This is a genomic window from Mucilaginibacter lappiensis (genome assembly GCF_050433765.1).
In the GTDB taxonomy this organism is placed as follows: Bacteria; Bacteroidota; Bacteroidia; order Sphingobacteriales; family Sphingobacteriaceae; genus Mucilaginibacter; species Mucilaginibacter lappiensis_A.
This window is the reverse complement of record NZ_JBNPWP010000003.1, coordinates 175,772-192,374: the sequence shown is the minus strand read 5'-3', so window position 1 is coordinate 192,374 and position 16,603 is coordinate 175,772. Positions and strand designations below refer to the sequence as shown.

Below are 16,603 nucleotides of genomic sequence, written 5' to 3'. Positions count from 1 at the left end.
CCTTTACCGGGATTGGTATTTATTTACCTTTTAATGTTTCGTTATTATCCTGGGTTGCGTTTGCTTCACTGGCCGGGACTGGTTCGGCAATGAGCTCATCTAACAGTTTATTGAATTTCTTTTCGTAATCCTGGTAGTATTTGCCGGTAACCGTACCTGTATAGCCGGTATAGATCTCTCTTACATCGCCTTTCCTATCAATAATGATGGTTGTTGGGAAAGCAACAAACTTGTTTAAGGCAGGCAGTTTTTGCGAAACCAGCTTTTTATCGGCCAGGCCGCCAAATACAATATCATACTGTACATTGTATTTTTCTTTCAGCTTGCCTAAAGTGTATTTGGCATATTCCAGGCTGTCCTTTTGTTCAAAGCCAATAGCTATAGCCTCTACTCCGCGGTTATGGTTTTTATTGAACCAGGGAGAAAGGAACACGGTTTGATCGGTACAGTTTGGGCACCAGGTACCTACAATTTCAATAATGGTTACCTTACCTTTGTATTTGGCATCGCTCAAAGACACCGGTTTGCCGTTAAGATCAGGGAAAGTAAAATCCAGCTTTTTATAACCCTCTTTCAGGTAGGTAAGCTTATAGGGATCCGGCAGCTCGGCCTTGTCATCCTTAACCGCGTCAAACTTGGTATTATCATAAATACCCGATCCTATTTCACCGCTCAGGGTACCATCGGGATTGATCTTACCTTTATAGATCTTAGGGCTTGGGCCGGTAAAGCCTGACAGTTCAAACTCATCTCCCTGTACCGTACCCTCCAGTTCGCGGCTGTCGCCGGTTACCTGCATAATTACGCCGGTAAGCTTGTTGCCCGTTTGCTTTAAAACGGCAATTTTATTGGGCACCTGGTCTTTCGAGTAAACCTTCAGTTCCCATTTACCGGTAAGGTTGGCGGCCGGAGCTACATCCTTCCCGGGTTCTACAAAGCGGTAGCTTTTCCCGTATTCGGCGGTGAAAGGCAGTGAATTACCTCTGAAACCTGGTACCAGGCTGCGGTATTCGCCACTTAGCGTTCCGTCCTCTTCAACTTTGGCAACCAGTGCGGCATCATAGGTATTCATTTTAATAAATACCGAATCCTTACCTATTTGCTTTACATGAAAATTGTCCCGGCGGCTTCCATTTAATAAAGTAAATACGGCGTGTTCGGCATCCTTACCCTTCAGCTCAAAGTTAAAAGGCACTTTGGTTTCGGCCACAGTAAAAACACCGCGCCAAACACCCTCTTTGATAAATTTCACCGGCGGATTTTTATCCGCAGCCAAAGCAGCCCCGCTAAACAACAAGCCTATTGACAGGCATTTGAATGATGTAATTAAATTGATGGTTTTCATTTGATAAATTATAAGATCAGTTAATGTTAATTTCCCTGGTGAGCTGTAGGATCGGCAACTGCAGCTGTTTCCGGCGCAGGCTCAGCGAGCAATTGATCCAATAGCTTATTGAATTTCTTTTCATAATCCTCGTGGTATTTACCGGTAACTGTCCCTGTATAGCCGGTGTAGATCTCCCTAACATCACCTTTTCTATCAATGATGATGGTTGTTGGGAAAGCTATAAATTTGTTCAACGCAGGTAGCTTTTGCGAAACCAGTTTTTTATCAGCCAAACCGCCAAAGGCGATGTCGTAATTGATGGCATATTTTTCCTTCAGTTTACCTAAAGTATATTTAGCATATTCAAGGCTATCTTTTTGCTCAAAGCCTAATGCTATGGCCTCAACCCCGCGGTTATGGTTTTTATTGAACCATGGCGAAAGGAACACGGTTTGGTCGGTACAGTTTGGGCACCAGGTACCAATGATCTCTACAATTACAACTTTGCCTTTGTATTTATTATCGCTTAAGGACACCTGCTTGCCATCAATACCCGGGAAAGAAAAGTCAAGCTTCTTATATCCTTCTTTCAGGAAGGTTAGCTTGTAAGGATCGGGCAGCTCAACATCAGTTTTTTTGGTGGCATCAAACTTCAGATTTTTATAGATACCAAAGCCTTCCTCGCCGCTGATAGAGCCATCTTCATTTATTTTTCCTTTAATAATGAAGGGGCTTGGGCCGGTAAAGCCACTTAGCGCAAACTCGTCGCCCTGTACTGTTCCTTCCAGCTCGCGGGTATCACCAACTACGGTCATCACCACACCGGTAAGCTTGTTGCCTTTTTGTTTCAGTAATGCGATAGATGCGGGCACTGCCTCCTTACTGTAGGTTTTTATTTCCCATTTGCCGGTCAGGTCTGCCTTAGGGGCAACATCTTTACCGGGCTCCACAAAGCGGTAAGTTTTACCGTACTCTGCAGTAAATGGTAGTGAATTGCCCCTGAAACCAGGTACAAGGCTGCGGTATTCGCCGCTGATCTTGCCATCATCCTCAATTTTGGCAACCAGGGCGGCATCGTAGGTATTCATCTTGATGTATACCGAATCGGTACCGATAAGTTTTACATGGAAATTATCCCGGCGCGAGCCATTGATCAGCGTAAATACCGCGTGTTCAGCATCCTTACCTTTCAGTTCAAAATTAAATGGCACCTGCGATTCGCTTACGGTAAATACCCCACGCCATTTACCATCTTTGATGAATTTTGGTTTAGGGTTTTCATGTGCTGATAACACGGTAACGCCGGTAAGCACCAGACCGGCAGAAAGCAGCCTGACTTTGGTTAAGTAGTTTGTAATTTTCATTTGTATAAGTTTTAATTGTTGTTAATTGATGATAGTTAGGTGGCGGCACAGCGAAAATTTGACATGAGTTGTCCCCAGGGCTTAAAAGCCCTTAAAAAAACAACAGCAAAATTTCAGGAGATCAGGTTGTTAAAACCAGAAAACATACTGAGCCATACAGCAACATCGTTTAATGGTTGCGGGTTGTACCTGTGGGTGTTGATTGTTAAATGTGTACATGACTGTTAGTTAATTTATATTTCTGAAGCTTTATTGCTTTAGAAAAAAGTCTAGCACTTATTTCAGATTATTGAAAAGTTGCTATAAGATCATCGAGACTTCCTCTCCCTTATTCTTTATAAATCAACTAATTAATGGTGGGGTTAATTAGAATGGTGTAAAGATAGTAATAAATATGATAAATACAATAAAACCTATAGATTAAGTAGAATATTTTTATTTCGTTAACGTTTTTAGTATTTCTTATCTTGTAAAACGATAAACATCCTGGACTGTACAGCACACGCCTGATTTACCACCATAGCAAAGCAACGCACTTAGTACAGCCAGGATGTATATCTCCGGTTAAGATTTTTGGACCTGAATGTAATAGCGTTTGTTAGCAATAATGGTAACAACAGAAAAGGGTGCCACCATTCTGTTTGCGGGCTTTGGTGAATAGATCTGATTTTGGTTTCATGGTATTTGTTTGTAACGCTGCAGGTCAATTGGTGGCTATTGAACTGCTTTAATAATTAGGTATTTGTTTATATATGATACTATTTTACGGGTATATTAAACTCCACATCATCGGGCGGCAAGCATTGCTTATCATTACATGCCATAAAATTTATTGTACCGTTAACTGATGCCTGGCCTGATTTAAGTTTTACTTTTTGCTGAAATATAACCGACTGTTCAAAGTATTGCACATTCATGCTGAACGACTTTTCATATTTGCTTACAGGCTTGGGTTCAGTTGTATTGCCTACTACAATGTAGTTATCGTTTTTTTCAAACTTTAGCGAGGTCTTTATCGGCCCGCCATCGGCAAGATGCTGCGAATAAATATGCCAGCCTTTATCAATGGTAGCTTTTATAAATACTATGGCCTGTTCACTATCAATCTTTTTGGCCGCATATGACCATTTTACCGGTGTAAGGATCTGCGAAAATGCAGCAGTACTGAGGATAAAGGATAAAGCGGTAAGTATTAGTTTTTTCATTTGGTAAGATGCAGGTGATAATAATGGTATTATAATTAATTGTATCCAAATTTTTGTTTGCGGTATCAACAACACATTATGGCATCATTACGAAATGACTGATAAGTTTCGGAAGACAAGTAATAAAGTCTGTTCATGTGTATTCAGTTTATTTAATGTTCATTAACACTTACCTAAAAGAGAGCCGGAGAGAAAACCTGCAGAATTCTGTACCAACTTATCTATCCCCCATTTCGGGAGCAGGAATTAGCACCTTTTACTAAATCTGAGATTCATGGTACAGGTTGCCAAGACGTCATGGGGCCCTTCCCTCTGTCTTTCTGGATAAGTATAAAAGAACGTGATGCTGCAAATATATATTAAAAACTATAATTCCCATAGACTTTATATATTTTATTTCTTATCATTGCCAACAGGTTATCGTAATTTAAAGCAGCACCTTAAATAATTTCTTAATACACTTAGTCTATTATCCAAAATGCCAGATCAAAAATCAAAACAAACTGCCCTTGGCGATGTAGCCGCCAGGCAGTTAGCGGTAGCAACCCGCACCGTGCCCCAGTTATCAACCATTACACCACGATGGTTAACCCATTTACTGAATTGGATCCCGGTTGAATCGGGCGTTTATCGTTTAAACAAAGTGGTACACGCGAACAATGTAGAAGTGGATTGTTCATCACGTGATGAACGTGAACTGCCATCAACCTTTGTAGATTACGAGGAAAACCCCAGGGAGTATAACCTGAGCGCGGTAAACACGGTACTGGATGTGCATACCCGTGTGTCGGACTTGTACAGCAAACCTTATAACCAAATCAGCGAACAGTTGCGGCTTACCATTGAGATTGTTAAGGAAAGGCAGGAAAGTGAGCTCATCAACAACCCTGAATATGGGCTACTGAGCAGTATCGCCCCATCACAAAAAATTAAAACCAGGCTGGGTCCCCCCACCCCTGATGACCTGGACGAACTGATCACTAAAGTTTGGAAAGAACCGGGCTTTTTCCTGCTGCACCCGCTGGCCATAGCCGCTTTTGGACGCGAATGTACCCGCCGTGGCGTACCACCGCCTACGGTTTCGTTATTCGGTTCGCAGTTTATTACCTGGAGAGGGATCCCGCTTATTCCTTCGGATAAACTGCCCATCGTAAAAAATAAATCAAAGATCATATTGTTAAGGACAGGCGAAAGCCGTCAGGGTGTTGTAGGCTTGTTCCAGCCGGGTCTTCCGGGCGAGCAGTCACCGGGTTTATCTGTCCGCTTTATGGGTATAAATAACAAAGCAATTGCATCATACCTGGTTTCGCTTTATTGCTCTTTAGCCGTGTTAGTTGATGATGCTATTGCTGTTTTAGAGGATGTTGATTTAGGCAATTACCATGAGTACAAATATTAATCAGGATAACTTACCCAACCCACAGGAGCTGGAGCAACTGGCTAACCAGTTCTTTAAATCGGGACCAGGAGGCTTTGTAAACCAATTACCGGTTCAACAAGCTCCTGAATCTTTTTCATCACCAGGCAATATAGCTGATGAGGGTTTATTTAACCCGTTGCAGCATGTAAATACCCCTGTACAATCAATTCCTTCAAGTACAATTGGAGGTGGTGGTATTTCGCCATCTGCCATTAACCAGAATAATGCAGTAAACTTAAAGGATCCGCAAACCAGCTTTGCCGATCCTAATTTAAGTAATCATTCTAATTCGTCAGCGCCTGTTGCGGGTAGTACCCCTACTGCTTTTGGAGGGCAATTGCCTACGCAACCTGGTTTTAGTTATGAATCATACCTGGCGAAAACTGATCTTATACCGGATGTAGCTTTAAAACAAAGCTTCCCGGTTGAGCAACTTTCACCTGCTCCTGAAAGCTTGTTCCAGCTACCATACCAGCAGGATCAGGCTTTTGATATCGATCTGAAGAAGATATTGAGCAACATTAATACATCGGGGCCTTCAAACGCATTACCATTTGCCGGTGCGCCTGCTGCTACCGAAATTCCGTTTTATTTTTTATCAGATAACCATGGATTACCTGTGGTAAAATCAGATCAGGAAAAGGTCAGGCAGGCCGGTATCAGCAATATTATTAGTCAGCCGTTTGATGTAAACCTGGTGAGGCGTGACTTTCCCATATTACAGGAACAGGTGAACGGGAAGCAACTGATATGGCTGGATAACGCGGCTACCACCCAAAAGCCTAAACAGGTAATTGACCGCATCAGCTATTTTTATGAGCACGAAAACTCCAACATACACCGGGCAGCACATGAACTGGCGGCAAGGGCAACCGATGCTTATGAAAGCGCGCGCAAAAAAGTACAAACTTTTTTAAATGCCGGTTCCATAAACGAGATCATTTTTGTGCGTGGCGCAACCGAAGCCATTAACCTGGTGGCCAAAAGCTGGGGCGAGCAAAACCTGCACACAGGCGATGAGATCATTGTGAGCCACCTGGAACACCACGCCAACATTGTTCCATGGCAGCAATTAGCTGCTAAAAAGAATCTTACAATAAAAGTTATTCCTGTGGATGATGACGGGCAGGTATTGATAGATGAATATGTAAAACTCCTGGGGCCCAAAACCAAACTGGTGTCATTTACCCAGGTATCTAATGCTTTGGGTACGGTTACGCCGGCCGCGCAAATTATTCATTTAGCGCATTTGGCAGGCGCTAAAGTATTGGTTGATGGCGCACAATCTGTTTCGCACATGCCTGTAGATGTAAGGGCATTGAATGCCGACTGGTTTGTATTCTCGGGTCATAAAGTATTCGGGCCTACCGGTATTGGTGTACTTTATGGTAAGGAAGATCTGTTAAACGAAACCCAACCCTGGCAGGGAGGTGGCAATATGATTAAGGATGTAACTTTTGAGCACACCCAATACCATGACGCACCCAGCCGCTTTGAAGCGGGTACAGGTAACATTGCCGACGCGGTTGGTTTAGGCGCGGCAATTGATTATGTAAGCCGCTTAGGGATGCCACTCATAGCCCAATATGAGCATTATCTGTTAGTTTATGCAACCCAGTTGTTAAAAGAGGTTAAAGGCATTCGCCTGATTGGTACAGCGCCCGATAAAGCCAGCGTTTTATCATTCGTACTGGATGGCTACAAAACCGAAGAAGTTGGAGCCGCATTGAACCAGCAGGGCATCGCTGTACGTTCGGGCCACCATTGTGCTCAGCCTATATTGCGGCGCTTTGGGGTTGAAAGCACGGTAAGGCCATCACTGGCATTTTATAATACCTGTGCCGAAATTGATCTGTTGGTGAACACGCTTCATAGCCTTAAAAGATAAGCTACGATATGAAAGATGATAAATTCGACAGCTTTATAGAATTGCTTTATCAAACTCATAAGGCAGAATGGGAAGCCACGCCCAAGATCAGGCAATGTGTTGGTTGGTTATCTGACCTTTTTGAATTTCTGTTTCCCAATAATCATGCAAATAAACTATCCATTTATGGTGGTCACCTTAAAAAGAACCAGATAGACCTTGAAAATATATTGTTAAGTTATCTCGATCCAAAAGACATTGATATTGAGAAAGCTGTTGACTTATTTTATGATTCATTGGATGAAATTTACCAGGACCTGCGACTGGATGCTTCGATGATCTATGATAAGGACCCGGCAGCCCTCAGTGTACACGAGGTAATTGTATCCTACCCTGGTTTTTATGCCATTGCTGTTTACCGCATCGCTCATAAACTTACACAAGCTGCTATACCCATTTTACCCAGGATACTGTGCGAACATGCTCATGGAAAAACAGGTGTTGACATCCATCCTAAGGCCAGCATTGGTGTACCCTTTTGTATTGATCACGGCACTGGTATTGTAATAGGTGCAACAAGTATCATTGGCAAATATGTTACTATATATCAAGGGGTAACATTAGGAGCTTCGCAGGTTAGTAAAGAGCTTTCAGAAACAAAAAGGCATCCAACTGTTGAAGATAACGTGATCATTTATGCCCGCAGCACCATATTGGGAGGGCGAACGGTAATCGGGCACCATAGTGTAATTGGCGGCAGTGTATTCTTAACAAAAAGCGTGCAGCCCTACTCCCATGTTTTTAATACACACCAATTAAGGATAGAAATAAAAGAGGGCTTACAATAATACTTATCAGATCATGGTTTCCAAACTCAGTTCATCAGAGATAGTCCACTTTTTAATTATCCTGTTAATCATACTTATCCCGGCAAGGTTGTTGGGTGAGTTATGCCGCAGGTACAAACTACCGGCTATCATTGGCGAAATTTTTGCAGGTATTCTTGTTGGGCCTACCCTGTTAGGCTTGTTATTTCCTGATCTTTTTAAAGGCGTCTTTTTATCAGCACCCCACGCCTTTGAGGCATTTGATGGCATTGCCAATATTGGTATCATTTTACTGATGTTCATTGCAGGCTTTGAGGTAGATCTTAAACAGATCCGTCAAAACGGTAAACAGGCAATCAGCATCAGCCTAACGGGGATTATATTTCCATTTGCCATAGGTTTTGCCGCTGTATGGTTCCTATACCAGAGTCACTTTGCAAACGGGTTTAATAACCAGTTGGTTACTTCCTTGTTTTTGGGCACAGCACTTTCCATTACAGCGCTTTCGGTAATTACTAAGATCTTGCTTGATCTGGATATTTTAAATACCCGAATAGGCAACATCGTACTTACCGCCGCCATGGTGGATGACTTTTTAGGTTGGATATTATTTTCAATAATCATCCAGCTTATGAATGTGGGTAAAGAAGAAGCCTCATTTTGGTCGGTAAGTATAGTGGTGCTTTATGCTGTTTTTATGCTTACCGGAGGCCGCTGGCTGATGCATAAGCTTTTGGCTTTTGCCGGCAAAAGCCAAAAGCCCGGCCGGGTACTAACCATGGCGGTTTGCTTATGCCTGATCAGTGCGTGTATTACCGAAAGCCTGGGCGTCCGTGGGGTGTTCGGCGCTTTTTTGGTTGGAGTTGGCATTAATGATTCGGAATATTTTACCGAGAAGCATAAGCACGTTCTTCACCAATTTACCATCAATGTGCTGGCGCCGCTGTTTTTCGCATCGGTTGGATTACGACTAAATTTTATTGCCAATTTTAATCTTGAAATAGTTGTTATCATTCTGGTAATTGCCTGTCTGGCCAAACTTATTGGTGCCGGTATAGGCAGCGCTATGAGCGGCATGTCAAAAAATGAATCCATAGCCGTGGCTTTCGGTATGAACGCGCGGGGATCACAGGAAATCGTATTAGGTTTACTTGCCTTACAGGCAAAGATCATCAGTGAACCGGTTTTTGAAGGCCTGGTGGTAATGACAGTAGTTACCATGATCATCTCCGGCCCTATCATGAAGCACTATTTTTTAAAGGAGCAAAAATCACAATTAATCGTATCAAATTTATACAATTCAAATAAAGTTTAGTAGCAGCATTAAGCGTTATGCACTTCTTTTCTCCGGGTCCAGAAATAAATAGCGCCAAACAGTGTTACAACGGCAAGCACAGCCCCGAACTCATCTATGAAATAATTTGTTCGGCTATTGTTAACGATGGTTAATGGTGTAAAAAAAGACTGGACAAATAAGTTGTGGCTGGCATGAAGCATAACGCCTGTCCATAAACTTCCTGATTTCAGCCTGAACCAGGTATAGATAAAGCCTTCGCTAACCACCGCTATGGTAAAACAGGTCAACCCATACCAAATTGGAGTGCCCCCGTTATAGTGTCCCCAGATAATTAGGGGGTAATGCCATAAGGCCCAGATGATACCGCTAATCAATGACGTATAGGTATAACCGGTGACTTTGTTTAAATGAGGTACTAAAAACCCGCGCCAACCTATCTCTTCACCTAACGCAGTAGCCATGCTTCCAAACATGCCAATAACGCCGTTGACCACAAAAAACAAGGCGATGAACACCCCCGGAGACAGGTTACTCCAACCTAAAGATTTTGCTGCTTCAGTGACAAAGGTCTTATTGTAAAATCCTCCCCAACCCTTTAACCATATGATCAGATAAGCGATCAGTGAATAGGCTAAAGGAATGATGTAGGCCCATACCAGATACTTTGCTTTACCCCATTGCCAGGCCAGATCGCTTATTTTATAATTCAGGATCTTACAGGTCAGCCAGGTAGCCAGTGCCGGGCACCACATAATGCCATAACCATATATTCTGCCGCCTATCCGGCCTTCGCCTGAGTGAATTGTTAATACCCAGACAACTGTGCTAAAGGCTAAAGTCAAAATCAGAAATATTCCGATAGCTTTTTTGCTTTGCGATTTAGAGATATCCATTTGTGTTTATATAGTATTTGTAAAGATTTGTATTAATTAATATCCGGAGTCTATCCTTTAACCGACGGGGTCACTTAAGCAAGAAACTCTTCCAGGGCTTTATTAAACGCTTCCGGCCTTTCCATCATCGGGGCATGTCCGCACTCTTTCAGCATAACCAATTCCGAGTTTGGCAAGTTGTCCTTAAATTGCCGGGCAACTGCAGGAGGTGTGATGATATCGTCATTGCCCCATATTAATAATGCCGGCGTTTTAATTTCAGGAAGGCGTGCAAGCACATGATCCCGCTGGGTTGACTTCGCGGCTTTGATAATGCTTAAACATTTGTAAGCGTCTGTCGTGGTCTGCATCACCTCTGCAACCAGTTCATCGGTAGCAACTGCAGGATCAAAAAATGTCGCGGCGACTCTTTCTTTGATGTATGTATAGTTTCCGCGTTTCAAATAACTCCCCATCTGCGTATTTTCATAAAGTCCGGAACTGCCTGTTAACACTAATTTTGCGACGTTCCCGTGGTGACGATGGGCGTACCGTATAGCAATATGTCCGCCGAGCGAATTCCCAACAAGGATAACATTCTTCAGTTTTTTTGAGGTGATCATCAATTCTAAATATTCAATAAGATACTCCACCGTATCACCTTTATGCTTTTCATGTAATGGCAGTACCGGAACATGAATATCGAACCTGCTTTCGAAATATTTAATAACACCATTCCAGTTACTTAGGCCGCCAAACAGGCCGTGGAGTAAAATCATGCTTTGCTTCATCATTTTTTAGCCAAAGTTATCGCAGAAGCAAAACCTGAATTTGTGATCTCAGTCACAAAAACTACCGGGCTTTTTTAACAAAAATAAACGCGCCCGGCTTACAGCCTCCCGGCTGATGTAAAGATAACGCGCTATATTGGTCAGCGATATTTTCTGTATGATCGCAGGGCGGCGTTCAAGCAGATAGCGGTACCGCCCCAGAGGGCTCTTTAATGACAGGATATGCTGGTGCTCGGATTGCTGCTCCGAAATTTCCCGGTATAACTGCAGGTTGACATGAAGCAAATTCATGTGCAGGTCATAAAGGGGCTGCAATTTTTTAATATTTATTTTTAGGATCACCGCTTCCTCAAGCGCAATAATGCTTACAGCAGAAGGCACTCCCTGGTTATAGCTTTCGCAGTTTGCCAGGAAGTCGTTCGCGAAGCCGAACTTGATGATCTTTTCATTTCCGTCCTCGTCTTGAATTGAAAATTTGAACAGCCCTGAAATAATAAACGCTGAGTACCGGGCAACCTTACCATATTTTAAAAAGGGTTCACCTTTCCGGATGCGCTTAACAGTAGCCATACGGTTCAGCAACAGCCATTCTTCATCGGTTACTACAGGATATTTGCTTTTCAGTTGCTCGTACCAAAAGGGTAATTCGTATTGCATGGAAACTGGGTATTTAATGTGCTATATCATACAGCTGCATGGTCCAACTAAACTTATCCAACCAGTGCAGCAGTGTCTTCAAAAGTAAAATCAAAATAACACTAATATTTTCACTTAAGTTAAAACTTCACGATGGATATCAATAGAAATTTGGAGTGGTAAATAAATATCCAAATCAAAAAGGTAGCCTCGGCAGGTATCAAAAATGTTTACGCTGTTGATTCAGGTCATTGTCCGATGCTTACAAAGCCGGATGAGGTGACCAGTTTACTTTTACAAATCATCAAATAAAGCTATTATATAAAGACATCTTCGGAATTTAAATCAACTTTTCTATTAGGCGGTGATCTGGAGATCAACCGCATGGGCTTTGGCGCATTACAAGACCTGCGAAACACCTGCAACATGGGCTTTAATTCATAAAGTCATTTGAATGTTATAATACGGTCTTGCTTGCCCAAACAAGAGACTAAATCCGGCCATTTTAACTTAAGTGAAAAATCAGGCGGCCAATTGCGCTGACTTTTGATTCAATAAATCATTTATACAAATTATTGAATATTCATGAAAACAAACTTGAAATCAAAATTATGGACCGGCCTGATCGTATTAACTGCTTTCGTGGGCCTGAACGTCAATCAGGCAGCGGCACAGGATGTTGCCCCAACCGAGACCACCACATTGAAACAGGGCGAAAAAGCCCCCGATTTCACGCTGATGGATCAGAACGGGAAGCCTTTCAAACTCGCCAAATATCTTGGAAAAAAGAAAGTGGTGATCTTTTTCTATCCAAAGGATGAAAGCCCCGTTTGCACCAAAGAGGCCTGCGCGTTTCGTGACGCTTATGCCAAATACAATGATGCAAATGCCCTTGTGATCGGGATCAACAATGGTACTGTTGCCAGTCACAAAGCCTTTGCTACAAAAGAGCACTTGCCATTCACTTTGCTGAGTGACCCGGAGAATAAAGTATTGAACTCTTACGGCGTAAAAGAACAAGCTTTTGGCGAAATGAAAGTAAGCGGCCGCGAAACATTCGTTATTGGCCTTGACGGAAATGTAGCCTACAGCTTCAGGGATTTTATGAAGGGAGATGAACACTCAAAACAGGTTTTAAGCTATCTGACAAGCAAGTAGTGTTTAATGTTTGATGTGAAAAACCGCTTACAGCAATGTAGCGGTTTTTTTTTGACCGTTTGATTACAACCATATTAACTATAGTGAAAATTTCGCTACTCAGCCAGCAGCAATTTTGTAGCGGCGGCAGCGCCGTCCTAAAAGATCAAACAATGAAAAAATTAATTTTACTATGGCTTTGCCTGTTTTCGCTGCAGGCTTTCGCCAAAATTGATACGCCTGTGCACTGGAAGTTTGCTTCCACTAAAATAGATCAGGACAAATATGCCGTTTCATTTACTGCGAACATTGACAACGGGTGGCATTTGTATTCGCAATTTCTTAAAAGCGGCGGACCGGTTCCTACCTCGTTCAAGTTCGACCAAACACCGGGCCTGTCGCTGGCCGGCAAGGTGACCGAAAAGCCGGCAGCTTTAAGCGGGTTTGACCAGTCCTTTCAAATGACGATCCGCTATCATGAACACCAGGTCACCTTTACACAAATCGTCAATACCAAAGATACGGGTGCCCATTTGACCGGTTCATTGAACTATATGGTTTGCAGCGGTCAAAAATTCCTGCCGCCAAGCGATGTAAGTTTTGACATTCCGGTTACAGGGAACGGGCAAATACTCTTAGGGGGTAGCCCGGCGAAGGCTGCCCGCAACAGCCCGCAGGCCTTAAAAGCAGCCTCCACGAAAAATGCAGCGAGCGACGATCATTCGCTTTTGGCCATCTTCCTGGCAGGTTTTGTTGGTGGTTTGGCTGCGTTCTTTCTTCCCTGCATTTACCCGATGGTTCCGCTAACCGTTTCATTTTTCACAAAAAGGTCCGGCACACGGTCACAGGGTATCAAGGCTGCTGTCATCTATGGGTTATCTATCATCACCATTTATGTGGGCCTTGGCCTGCTGATCACAGCAATCTTTGGTGCGTCAGCGCTGAACGAGGCGGCGAGTAGCGCTGCATTTAATTTGTTATTTTTCGTCATCCTAATTGTCTTTGCACTATCCTTTCTTGGTGCTTTCGAGATTACGCTGCCGTCATTTTTCGTCAATAAGATGGATGAGAAATCAGAAAGCGGCGGTTGGATCGGCCTGTTTTTCATGGCGTTCACGCTTGCACTGGTATCATTTTCATGTACCGGGCCGCTGATCGGTACACTCCTGGTTGAAGCGGTAAGCAAGGGCACTTATCTCGGGCCGGCACTCGGCATGTTCGGGTTCTCCTTTGCTTTGGCGCTGCCGTTCACTGCTTTCGCCATATTTCCATCGTGGCTGAAAGCATTGCCAAAGTCTGGCGGCTGGCTGAATTCAGTTAAAATCGTGCTTGGATTACTGGAACTGGCGCTTGCCTTCAAATACCTGACGAACGTTGACCTGGCCTATCACTGGGGGCTAATCAGCCGAGACCTGTTCCTGATGATCTGGATCATCATTTTTGGTGTGCTTGCATTTTATCTTCTGGGTAAGATCAGGTTGAGCCATGACACTGAGGTTGGCTCCATACCGCTATTCAGGTTGTTGCTTGCCATGGTAACGCTGGTATTTACGTTATACCTTGTTCCAGGCCTGTTCGGCGCTCCGCTTAAAGGCATCAGCGGATGGCTGCCGCCACAGAGCACACAACAGTTTTCGCTTACAGGTGCCGGCAACGCACCGGGTACAACGCCTTCAACAGGCCATAAATACGCCGGCCTGTTCCATGCTCCCGATAACATCGATGCCTTTTATGATTACGAGGAAGGGCTGGCCTATGCCAAAAAGGTCAACAAACCGGTGCTGCTGGATTTTACCGGCTGGAGCTGCACCAATTGCAGAAAGATGGAAGCATCAGTCTGGTCGGACCCTGAAGTGCTGAAAAGACTCAAAAATGACTATGTACTCATCTCCCTGTACGTAGATGACAGAACAGCCCTTAGTAATTCAGAAAAATATATCTCCAAGGTCTCTGCCAGGTCCATCAATACGCTGGGCCAGAAATGGAGTGACCTCCAGGAGGCCCGGTATAATACGAATGCCCAGCCCTTTTACGTGGTACTGGGACCTGACGGAAAGCCCGCTGCAGAACCCCGCGCCTTCGACCTGGATATAAAAGCTTATACCAATTTTTTAGATCAGGGCATAAACGCAGCAAAAAGAACATCATCAATTCAAAACTTTAATTAATCAAACCTATGAAAAATCAATTGTTCAAATCCCGGATACTGGCCCTGTGCATTGCGCTGCTATCCAGTCTTTATTCACTACATGCCTCAGCGCAGAAAAAAGGAACAGCGCAGGAAATAAAATTCAGCCAGCAATCCTATAAACAGGTACTGGCAAAAGCTAAGGCAAGCCATAAGCGGGTCTTTGTAGACGCTTATGCGACGTGGTGCGCACCTTGTAAAGAACTCCGTAAAACGACTTTCAGAGATGCAAAAGCAGCCGCCTATTTCAATCAGCATTTTATCAATTTCAGCGTGGATGTAGAAAAGGGTGATGGTGTGGAACTGGCGAAAACCTGGCAGGTTGAAGGACTGCCTACATTGCTTATCGTTGATGAAAATGGTAAAGTAGTCGCCAATCATACCGGCTTTGTTGACGGTAACGGGCTGATGCAATTCGCGCAGGAAGCTGCAGACAGCAAAGTCGCTTTAAACAAATAAGCTGATGAAAAAACAAATCTTGTTATCCATATTTCTGCTTGCATTGATCGTTTCAGCCTTTGCAGCTTCTCTTGTAAATAAAAAGCTTGGAGCAACCCTAAGCAAAGCAACCGGTCGTATTGATACGGCGACGTTCGCTTCCGGTTGCTTCTGGTGCGGCGAAGCGAAATTTTCGCAGCTGAAGGGCGTGCTGAAAGTGACTTCGGGGTATACCGGCGGCCATGTGGCTGATCCGGACTACGAGCAGGTTTGCACCGGCACCACGGGTCATGCCGAAGCGTTCAACGTGGTTTACGACAGTTCAGTCATTACTTATGACGAGCTGCTGGAAGCCTTCTTCCTGTCCCACGACCCTACGCAGCTCAACCGGCAGGGAAACGACGTAGGAACCCAGTACCGTTCGGCTGTTTTCTACCATAACAAAGCACAGTCAGAAAAAGCATTGTATTATATCCGCAAGTTAACCGAACAAAAGATATATCCCCGGCCGATCGTGACGGAGCTGACAGGTTTTACAGTTTTCTACGAAGCTGAAAGATACCACCAGGAATATTATAAAAAGCACCCCGGGGAGGTTTATTGCCGTTATGTCATCCAGCCTCAGCTGGAAAAGTTCAAGCACATCTTTAAAGAAAAACTCAAACAATGAAAAAGATCCTGATTTATTGTAGCCTGCTGATGCTGCCCAGCCTGAGCAGCTTCGCCCAGAATGAAAAATCTGCCCGTGGTCACGAGCAGAATCCATGGTATTCCAACACCGATACGGCCAAACTGAACGTGAGCAATACAGAATGGAAAAAAGTACTGTCCACCGACTTGTACGCGGTTGCACGCGAAAAAGATACAGAGCGGCCATTCACCGGCAAATACTGGAAAAGCACAACCCTGGGGACCTACTATTGCGCCGTTTGCGGCAATCTGTTGTTCAGGTCGGATGCCAAGTTTGCAAGCAGCTGCGGCTGGCCCAGCTTCTACGAGCCAAGCCGGACAACAGCTATCCGCTATCATACCGATGATTCCTACGGCATGCACCGGACCGAAGTATTGTGCGGGCGGTGTGATTCACATTTAGGCCATATTTTTGACGACGGACCGCCACCCACGCATAAGCGTTTTTGCATGAACTCCGTTTCCCTTGACTTTGAGCCTGATGTTAAAAAACACTGATTGTAAGATTATTATCATAATTGGCGCCATTTTAACTTAAGTGAAA

15 protein-coding genes and 2 riboswitches are annotated in these 16,603 nt (G+C 43.9%); of the genes, 9 read left to right on the top strand and 6 right to left on the bottom strand.

The genetic code is table 11. The annotated features are described in order from the left end of the window. Positions 1-19 precede the first annotated feature (19 nt). The 3 genes from M2273_RS11060 to M2273_RS11050 form a co-directional block, all read right to left on the bottom strand. Positions 20-1,345, bottom strand: a complete 1,326-nt coding sequence (locus M2273_RS11060) for a peroxiredoxin family protein (protein WP_429396707.1) — start codon at positions 1,343-1,345, stop codon at positions 20-22. Between the two features lie 26 nt (positions 1,346-1,371). After that, positions 1,372-2,691, bottom strand: a complete 1,320-nt coding sequence (locus M2273_RS11055) for a peroxiredoxin family protein (RefSeq protein ID WP_429396706.1) — start codon at positions 2,689-2,691, stop codon at positions 1,372-1,374. 230 nt (positions 2,692-2,921) lie between these two features. Continuing rightward, positions 2,922-3,035: riboswitch (SAM riboswitch) on the bottom strand. A 414-nt stretch (positions 3,036-3,449) separates the two neighbouring features. Continuing rightward, positions 3,450-3,896, bottom strand: coding sequence for a protein-disulfide reductase DsbD domain-containing protein (locus tag M2273_RS11050; RefSeq protein ID WP_429396704.1), 447 nt, complete (start codon positions 3,894-3,896; stop codon positions 3,450-3,452). Between the two features lie 214 nt (positions 3,897-4,110). After that, a riboswitch (SAM riboswitch) is annotated at positions 4,111-4,227 on the bottom strand. A gap of 147 nt (positions 4,228-4,374) precedes the next feature. Between M2273_RS11050 and M2273_RS11045 the strand changes: the two genes are divergently transcribed. The 4 genes from M2273_RS11045 to M2273_RS11030 are packed head-to-tail and all read left to right on the top strand — an operon-like array spanning position 4,375 to position 9,325. Continuing rightward, complete coding sequence (locus M2273_RS11045; protein ID WP_429396702.1) at positions 4,375-5,295, top strand: family 2A encapsulin nanocompartment shell protein; 921 nt, start codon at positions 4,375-4,377, stop codon at positions 5,293-5,295. Then, positions 5,279-7,204, top strand: a complete 1,926-nt coding sequence (locus M2273_RS11040) for a family 2A encapsulin nanocompartment cargo protein cysteine desulfurase (RefSeq protein ID WP_429396700.1) — start codon at positions 5,279-5,281, stop codon at positions 7,202-7,204. The genes M2273_RS11045 and M2273_RS11040 overlap by 17 nt, the downstream gene beginning before the upstream one ends. Before the next feature lie 8 nt (positions 7,205-7,212). Further along, positions 7,213-8,031, top strand: coding sequence for a serine O-acetyltransferase (locus tag M2273_RS11035; RefSeq protein ID WP_429396698.1), 819 nt, complete (start codon positions 7,213-7,215; stop codon positions 8,029-8,031). Positions 8,032-8,044: 13 nt separating this feature from the next. Next, positions 8,045-9,325: a cation:proton antiporter gene (locus M2273_RS11030; RefSeq protein WP_429396696.1), complete on the top strand. Its 1,281-nt coding sequence runs from the start codon at positions 8,045-8,047 to the stop codon at positions 9,323-9,325. Positions 9,326-9,333: 8 nt separating this feature from the next. Here the strand turns inward: M2273_RS11030 and M2273_RS11025 are convergent, their stop codons facing one another. The 3 genes from M2273_RS11025 to M2273_RS11015 form a co-directional block, all read right to left on the bottom strand. Then, positions 9,334-10,200, bottom strand: a complete 867-nt coding sequence (locus tag M2273_RS11025) for a CPBP family glutamic-type intramembrane protease (RefSeq protein WP_429396694.1) — start codon at positions 10,198-10,200, stop codon at positions 9,334-9,336. 74 nt (positions 10,201-10,274) lie between these two features. Continuing rightward, on the bottom strand, positions 10,275-10,958 hold the full coding sequence (locus M2273_RS11020) for an alpha/beta fold hydrolase (protein ID WP_429396692.1): 684 nt from the start codon (positions 10,956-10,958) through the stop codon (positions 10,275-10,277). 60 nt (positions 10,959-11,018) lie between these two features. Continuing rightward, positions 11,019-11,627, bottom strand: a complete 609-nt coding sequence (locus M2273_RS11015; protein ID WP_429396690.1) for a Crp/Fnr family transcriptional regulator — start codon at positions 11,625-11,627, stop codon at positions 11,019-11,021. Positions 11,628-12,191: 564 nt separating this feature from the next. Here M2273_RS11015 and M2273_RS11010 point away from each other — a divergent pair. The 5 genes from M2273_RS11010 (at position 12,192) to msrB (ending at position 16,557) form a co-directional block, all read left to right on the top strand. Continuing rightward, positions 12,192-12,764 (top strand): peroxiredoxin, encoded by a 573-nt coding sequence (locus M2273_RS11010; RefSeq protein WP_429396688.1) that lies wholly within the window; start codon positions 12,192-12,194, stop codon positions 12,762-12,764. A 152-nt stretch (positions 12,765-12,916) separates the two neighbouring features. Beyond that, positions 12,917-14,911, top strand: a complete 1,995-nt coding sequence (locus M2273_RS11005) for a cytochrome c biogenesis protein CcdA (protein ID WP_429396686.1) — start codon at positions 12,917-12,919, stop codon at positions 14,909-14,911. Between the two features lie 8 nt (positions 14,912-14,919). Beyond that, positions 14,920-15,390, top strand: coding sequence for a thioredoxin family protein (locus M2273_RS11000; protein ID WP_429396684.1), 471 nt, complete (start codon positions 14,920-14,922; stop codon positions 15,388-15,390). Between the two features lie 4 nt (positions 15,391-15,394). Continuing rightward, on the top strand, positions 15,395-16,039 hold the full coding sequence (gene msrA, locus M2273_RS10995; RefSeq protein ID WP_429396682.1) for a peptide-methionine (S)-S-oxide reductase MsrA: 645 nt from the start codon (positions 15,395-15,397) through the stop codon (positions 16,037-16,039). Beyond that, positions 16,036-16,557, top strand: a complete 522-nt coding sequence (gene msrB / locus M2273_RS10990; RefSeq protein WP_429396681.1) for a peptide-methionine (R)-S-oxide reductase MsrB — start codon at positions 16,036-16,038, stop codon at positions 16,555-16,557. The genes msrA and msrB overlap by 4 nt, the downstream gene beginning before the upstream one ends. The last annotated feature ends 46 nt before the right edge of the window (positions 16,558-16,603 follow it).

What these genes read in the sequence shown, in the direction of transcription:
- msrA (WP_429396682.1), top strand. Translation starts at nt 15,395, where the DNA reads ATGAAAAAACAAATCTTGTTATCCATATTTCTGCTTGCATTGATCGTT.
- M2273_RS11050 (WP_429396704.1), bottom strand. Translation starts at nt 3,896, where the DNA reads ATGAAAAAACTAATACTTACCGCTTTATCCTTTATCCTCAGTACTGCT.
- M2273_RS11040 (WP_429396700.1), top strand. Translation starts at nt 5,279, where the DNA reads ATGAGTACAAATATTAATCAGGATAACTTACCCAACCCACAGGAGCTG.
- M2273_RS11035 (WP_429396698.1), top strand. Translation starts at nt 7,213, where the DNA reads ATGAAAGATGATAAATTCGACAGCTTTATAGAATTGCTTTATCAAACT.
- M2273_RS11025 (WP_429396694.1), bottom strand. Translation starts at nt 10,200, where the DNA reads ATGGATATCTCTAAATCGCAAAGCAAAAAAGCTATCGGAATATTTCTG.
- M2273_RS11010 (WP_429396688.1), top strand. Translation starts at nt 12,192, where the DNA reads ATGAAAACAAACTTGAAATCAAAATTATGGACCGGCCTGATCGTATTA.
- M2273_RS11005 (WP_429396686.1), top strand. Translation starts at nt 12,917, where the DNA reads ATGAAAAAATTAATTTTACTATGGCTTTGCCTGTTTTCGCTGCAGGCT.
- M2273_RS11030 (WP_429396696.1), top strand. Translation starts at nt 8,045, where the DNA reads ATGGTTTCCAAACTCAGTTCATCAGAGATAGTCCACTTTTTAATTATC.
- M2273_RS11060 (WP_429396707.1), bottom strand. Translation starts at nt 1,345, where the DNA reads ATGAAAACCATCAATTTAATTACATCATTCAAATGCCTGTCAATAGGC.
- M2273_RS11020 (WP_429396692.1), bottom strand. Translation starts at nt 10,958, where the DNA reads ATGATTTTACTCCACGGCCTGTTTGGCGGCCTAAGTAACTGGAATGGT.
- M2273_RS11015 (WP_429396690.1), bottom strand. Translation starts at nt 11,627, where the DNA reads ATGCAATACGAATTACCCTTTTGGTACGAGCAACTGAAAAGCAAATAT.
- M2273_RS11000 (WP_429396684.1), top strand. Translation starts at nt 14,920, where the DNA reads ATGAAAAATCAATTGTTCAAATCCCGGATACTGGCCCTGTGCATTGCG.
- msrB (WP_429396681.1), top strand. Translation starts at nt 16,036, where the DNA reads ATGAAAAAGATCCTGATTTATTGTAGCCTGCTGATGCTGCCCAGCCTG.
- M2273_RS11045 (WP_429396702.1), top strand. Translation starts at nt 4,375, where the DNA reads ATGCCAGATCAAAAATCAAAACAAACTGCCCTTGGCGATGTAGCCGCC.
- M2273_RS11055 (WP_429396706.1), bottom strand. Translation starts at nt 2,691, where the DNA reads ATGAAAATTACAAACTACTTAACCAAAGTCAGGCTGCTTTCTGCCGGT.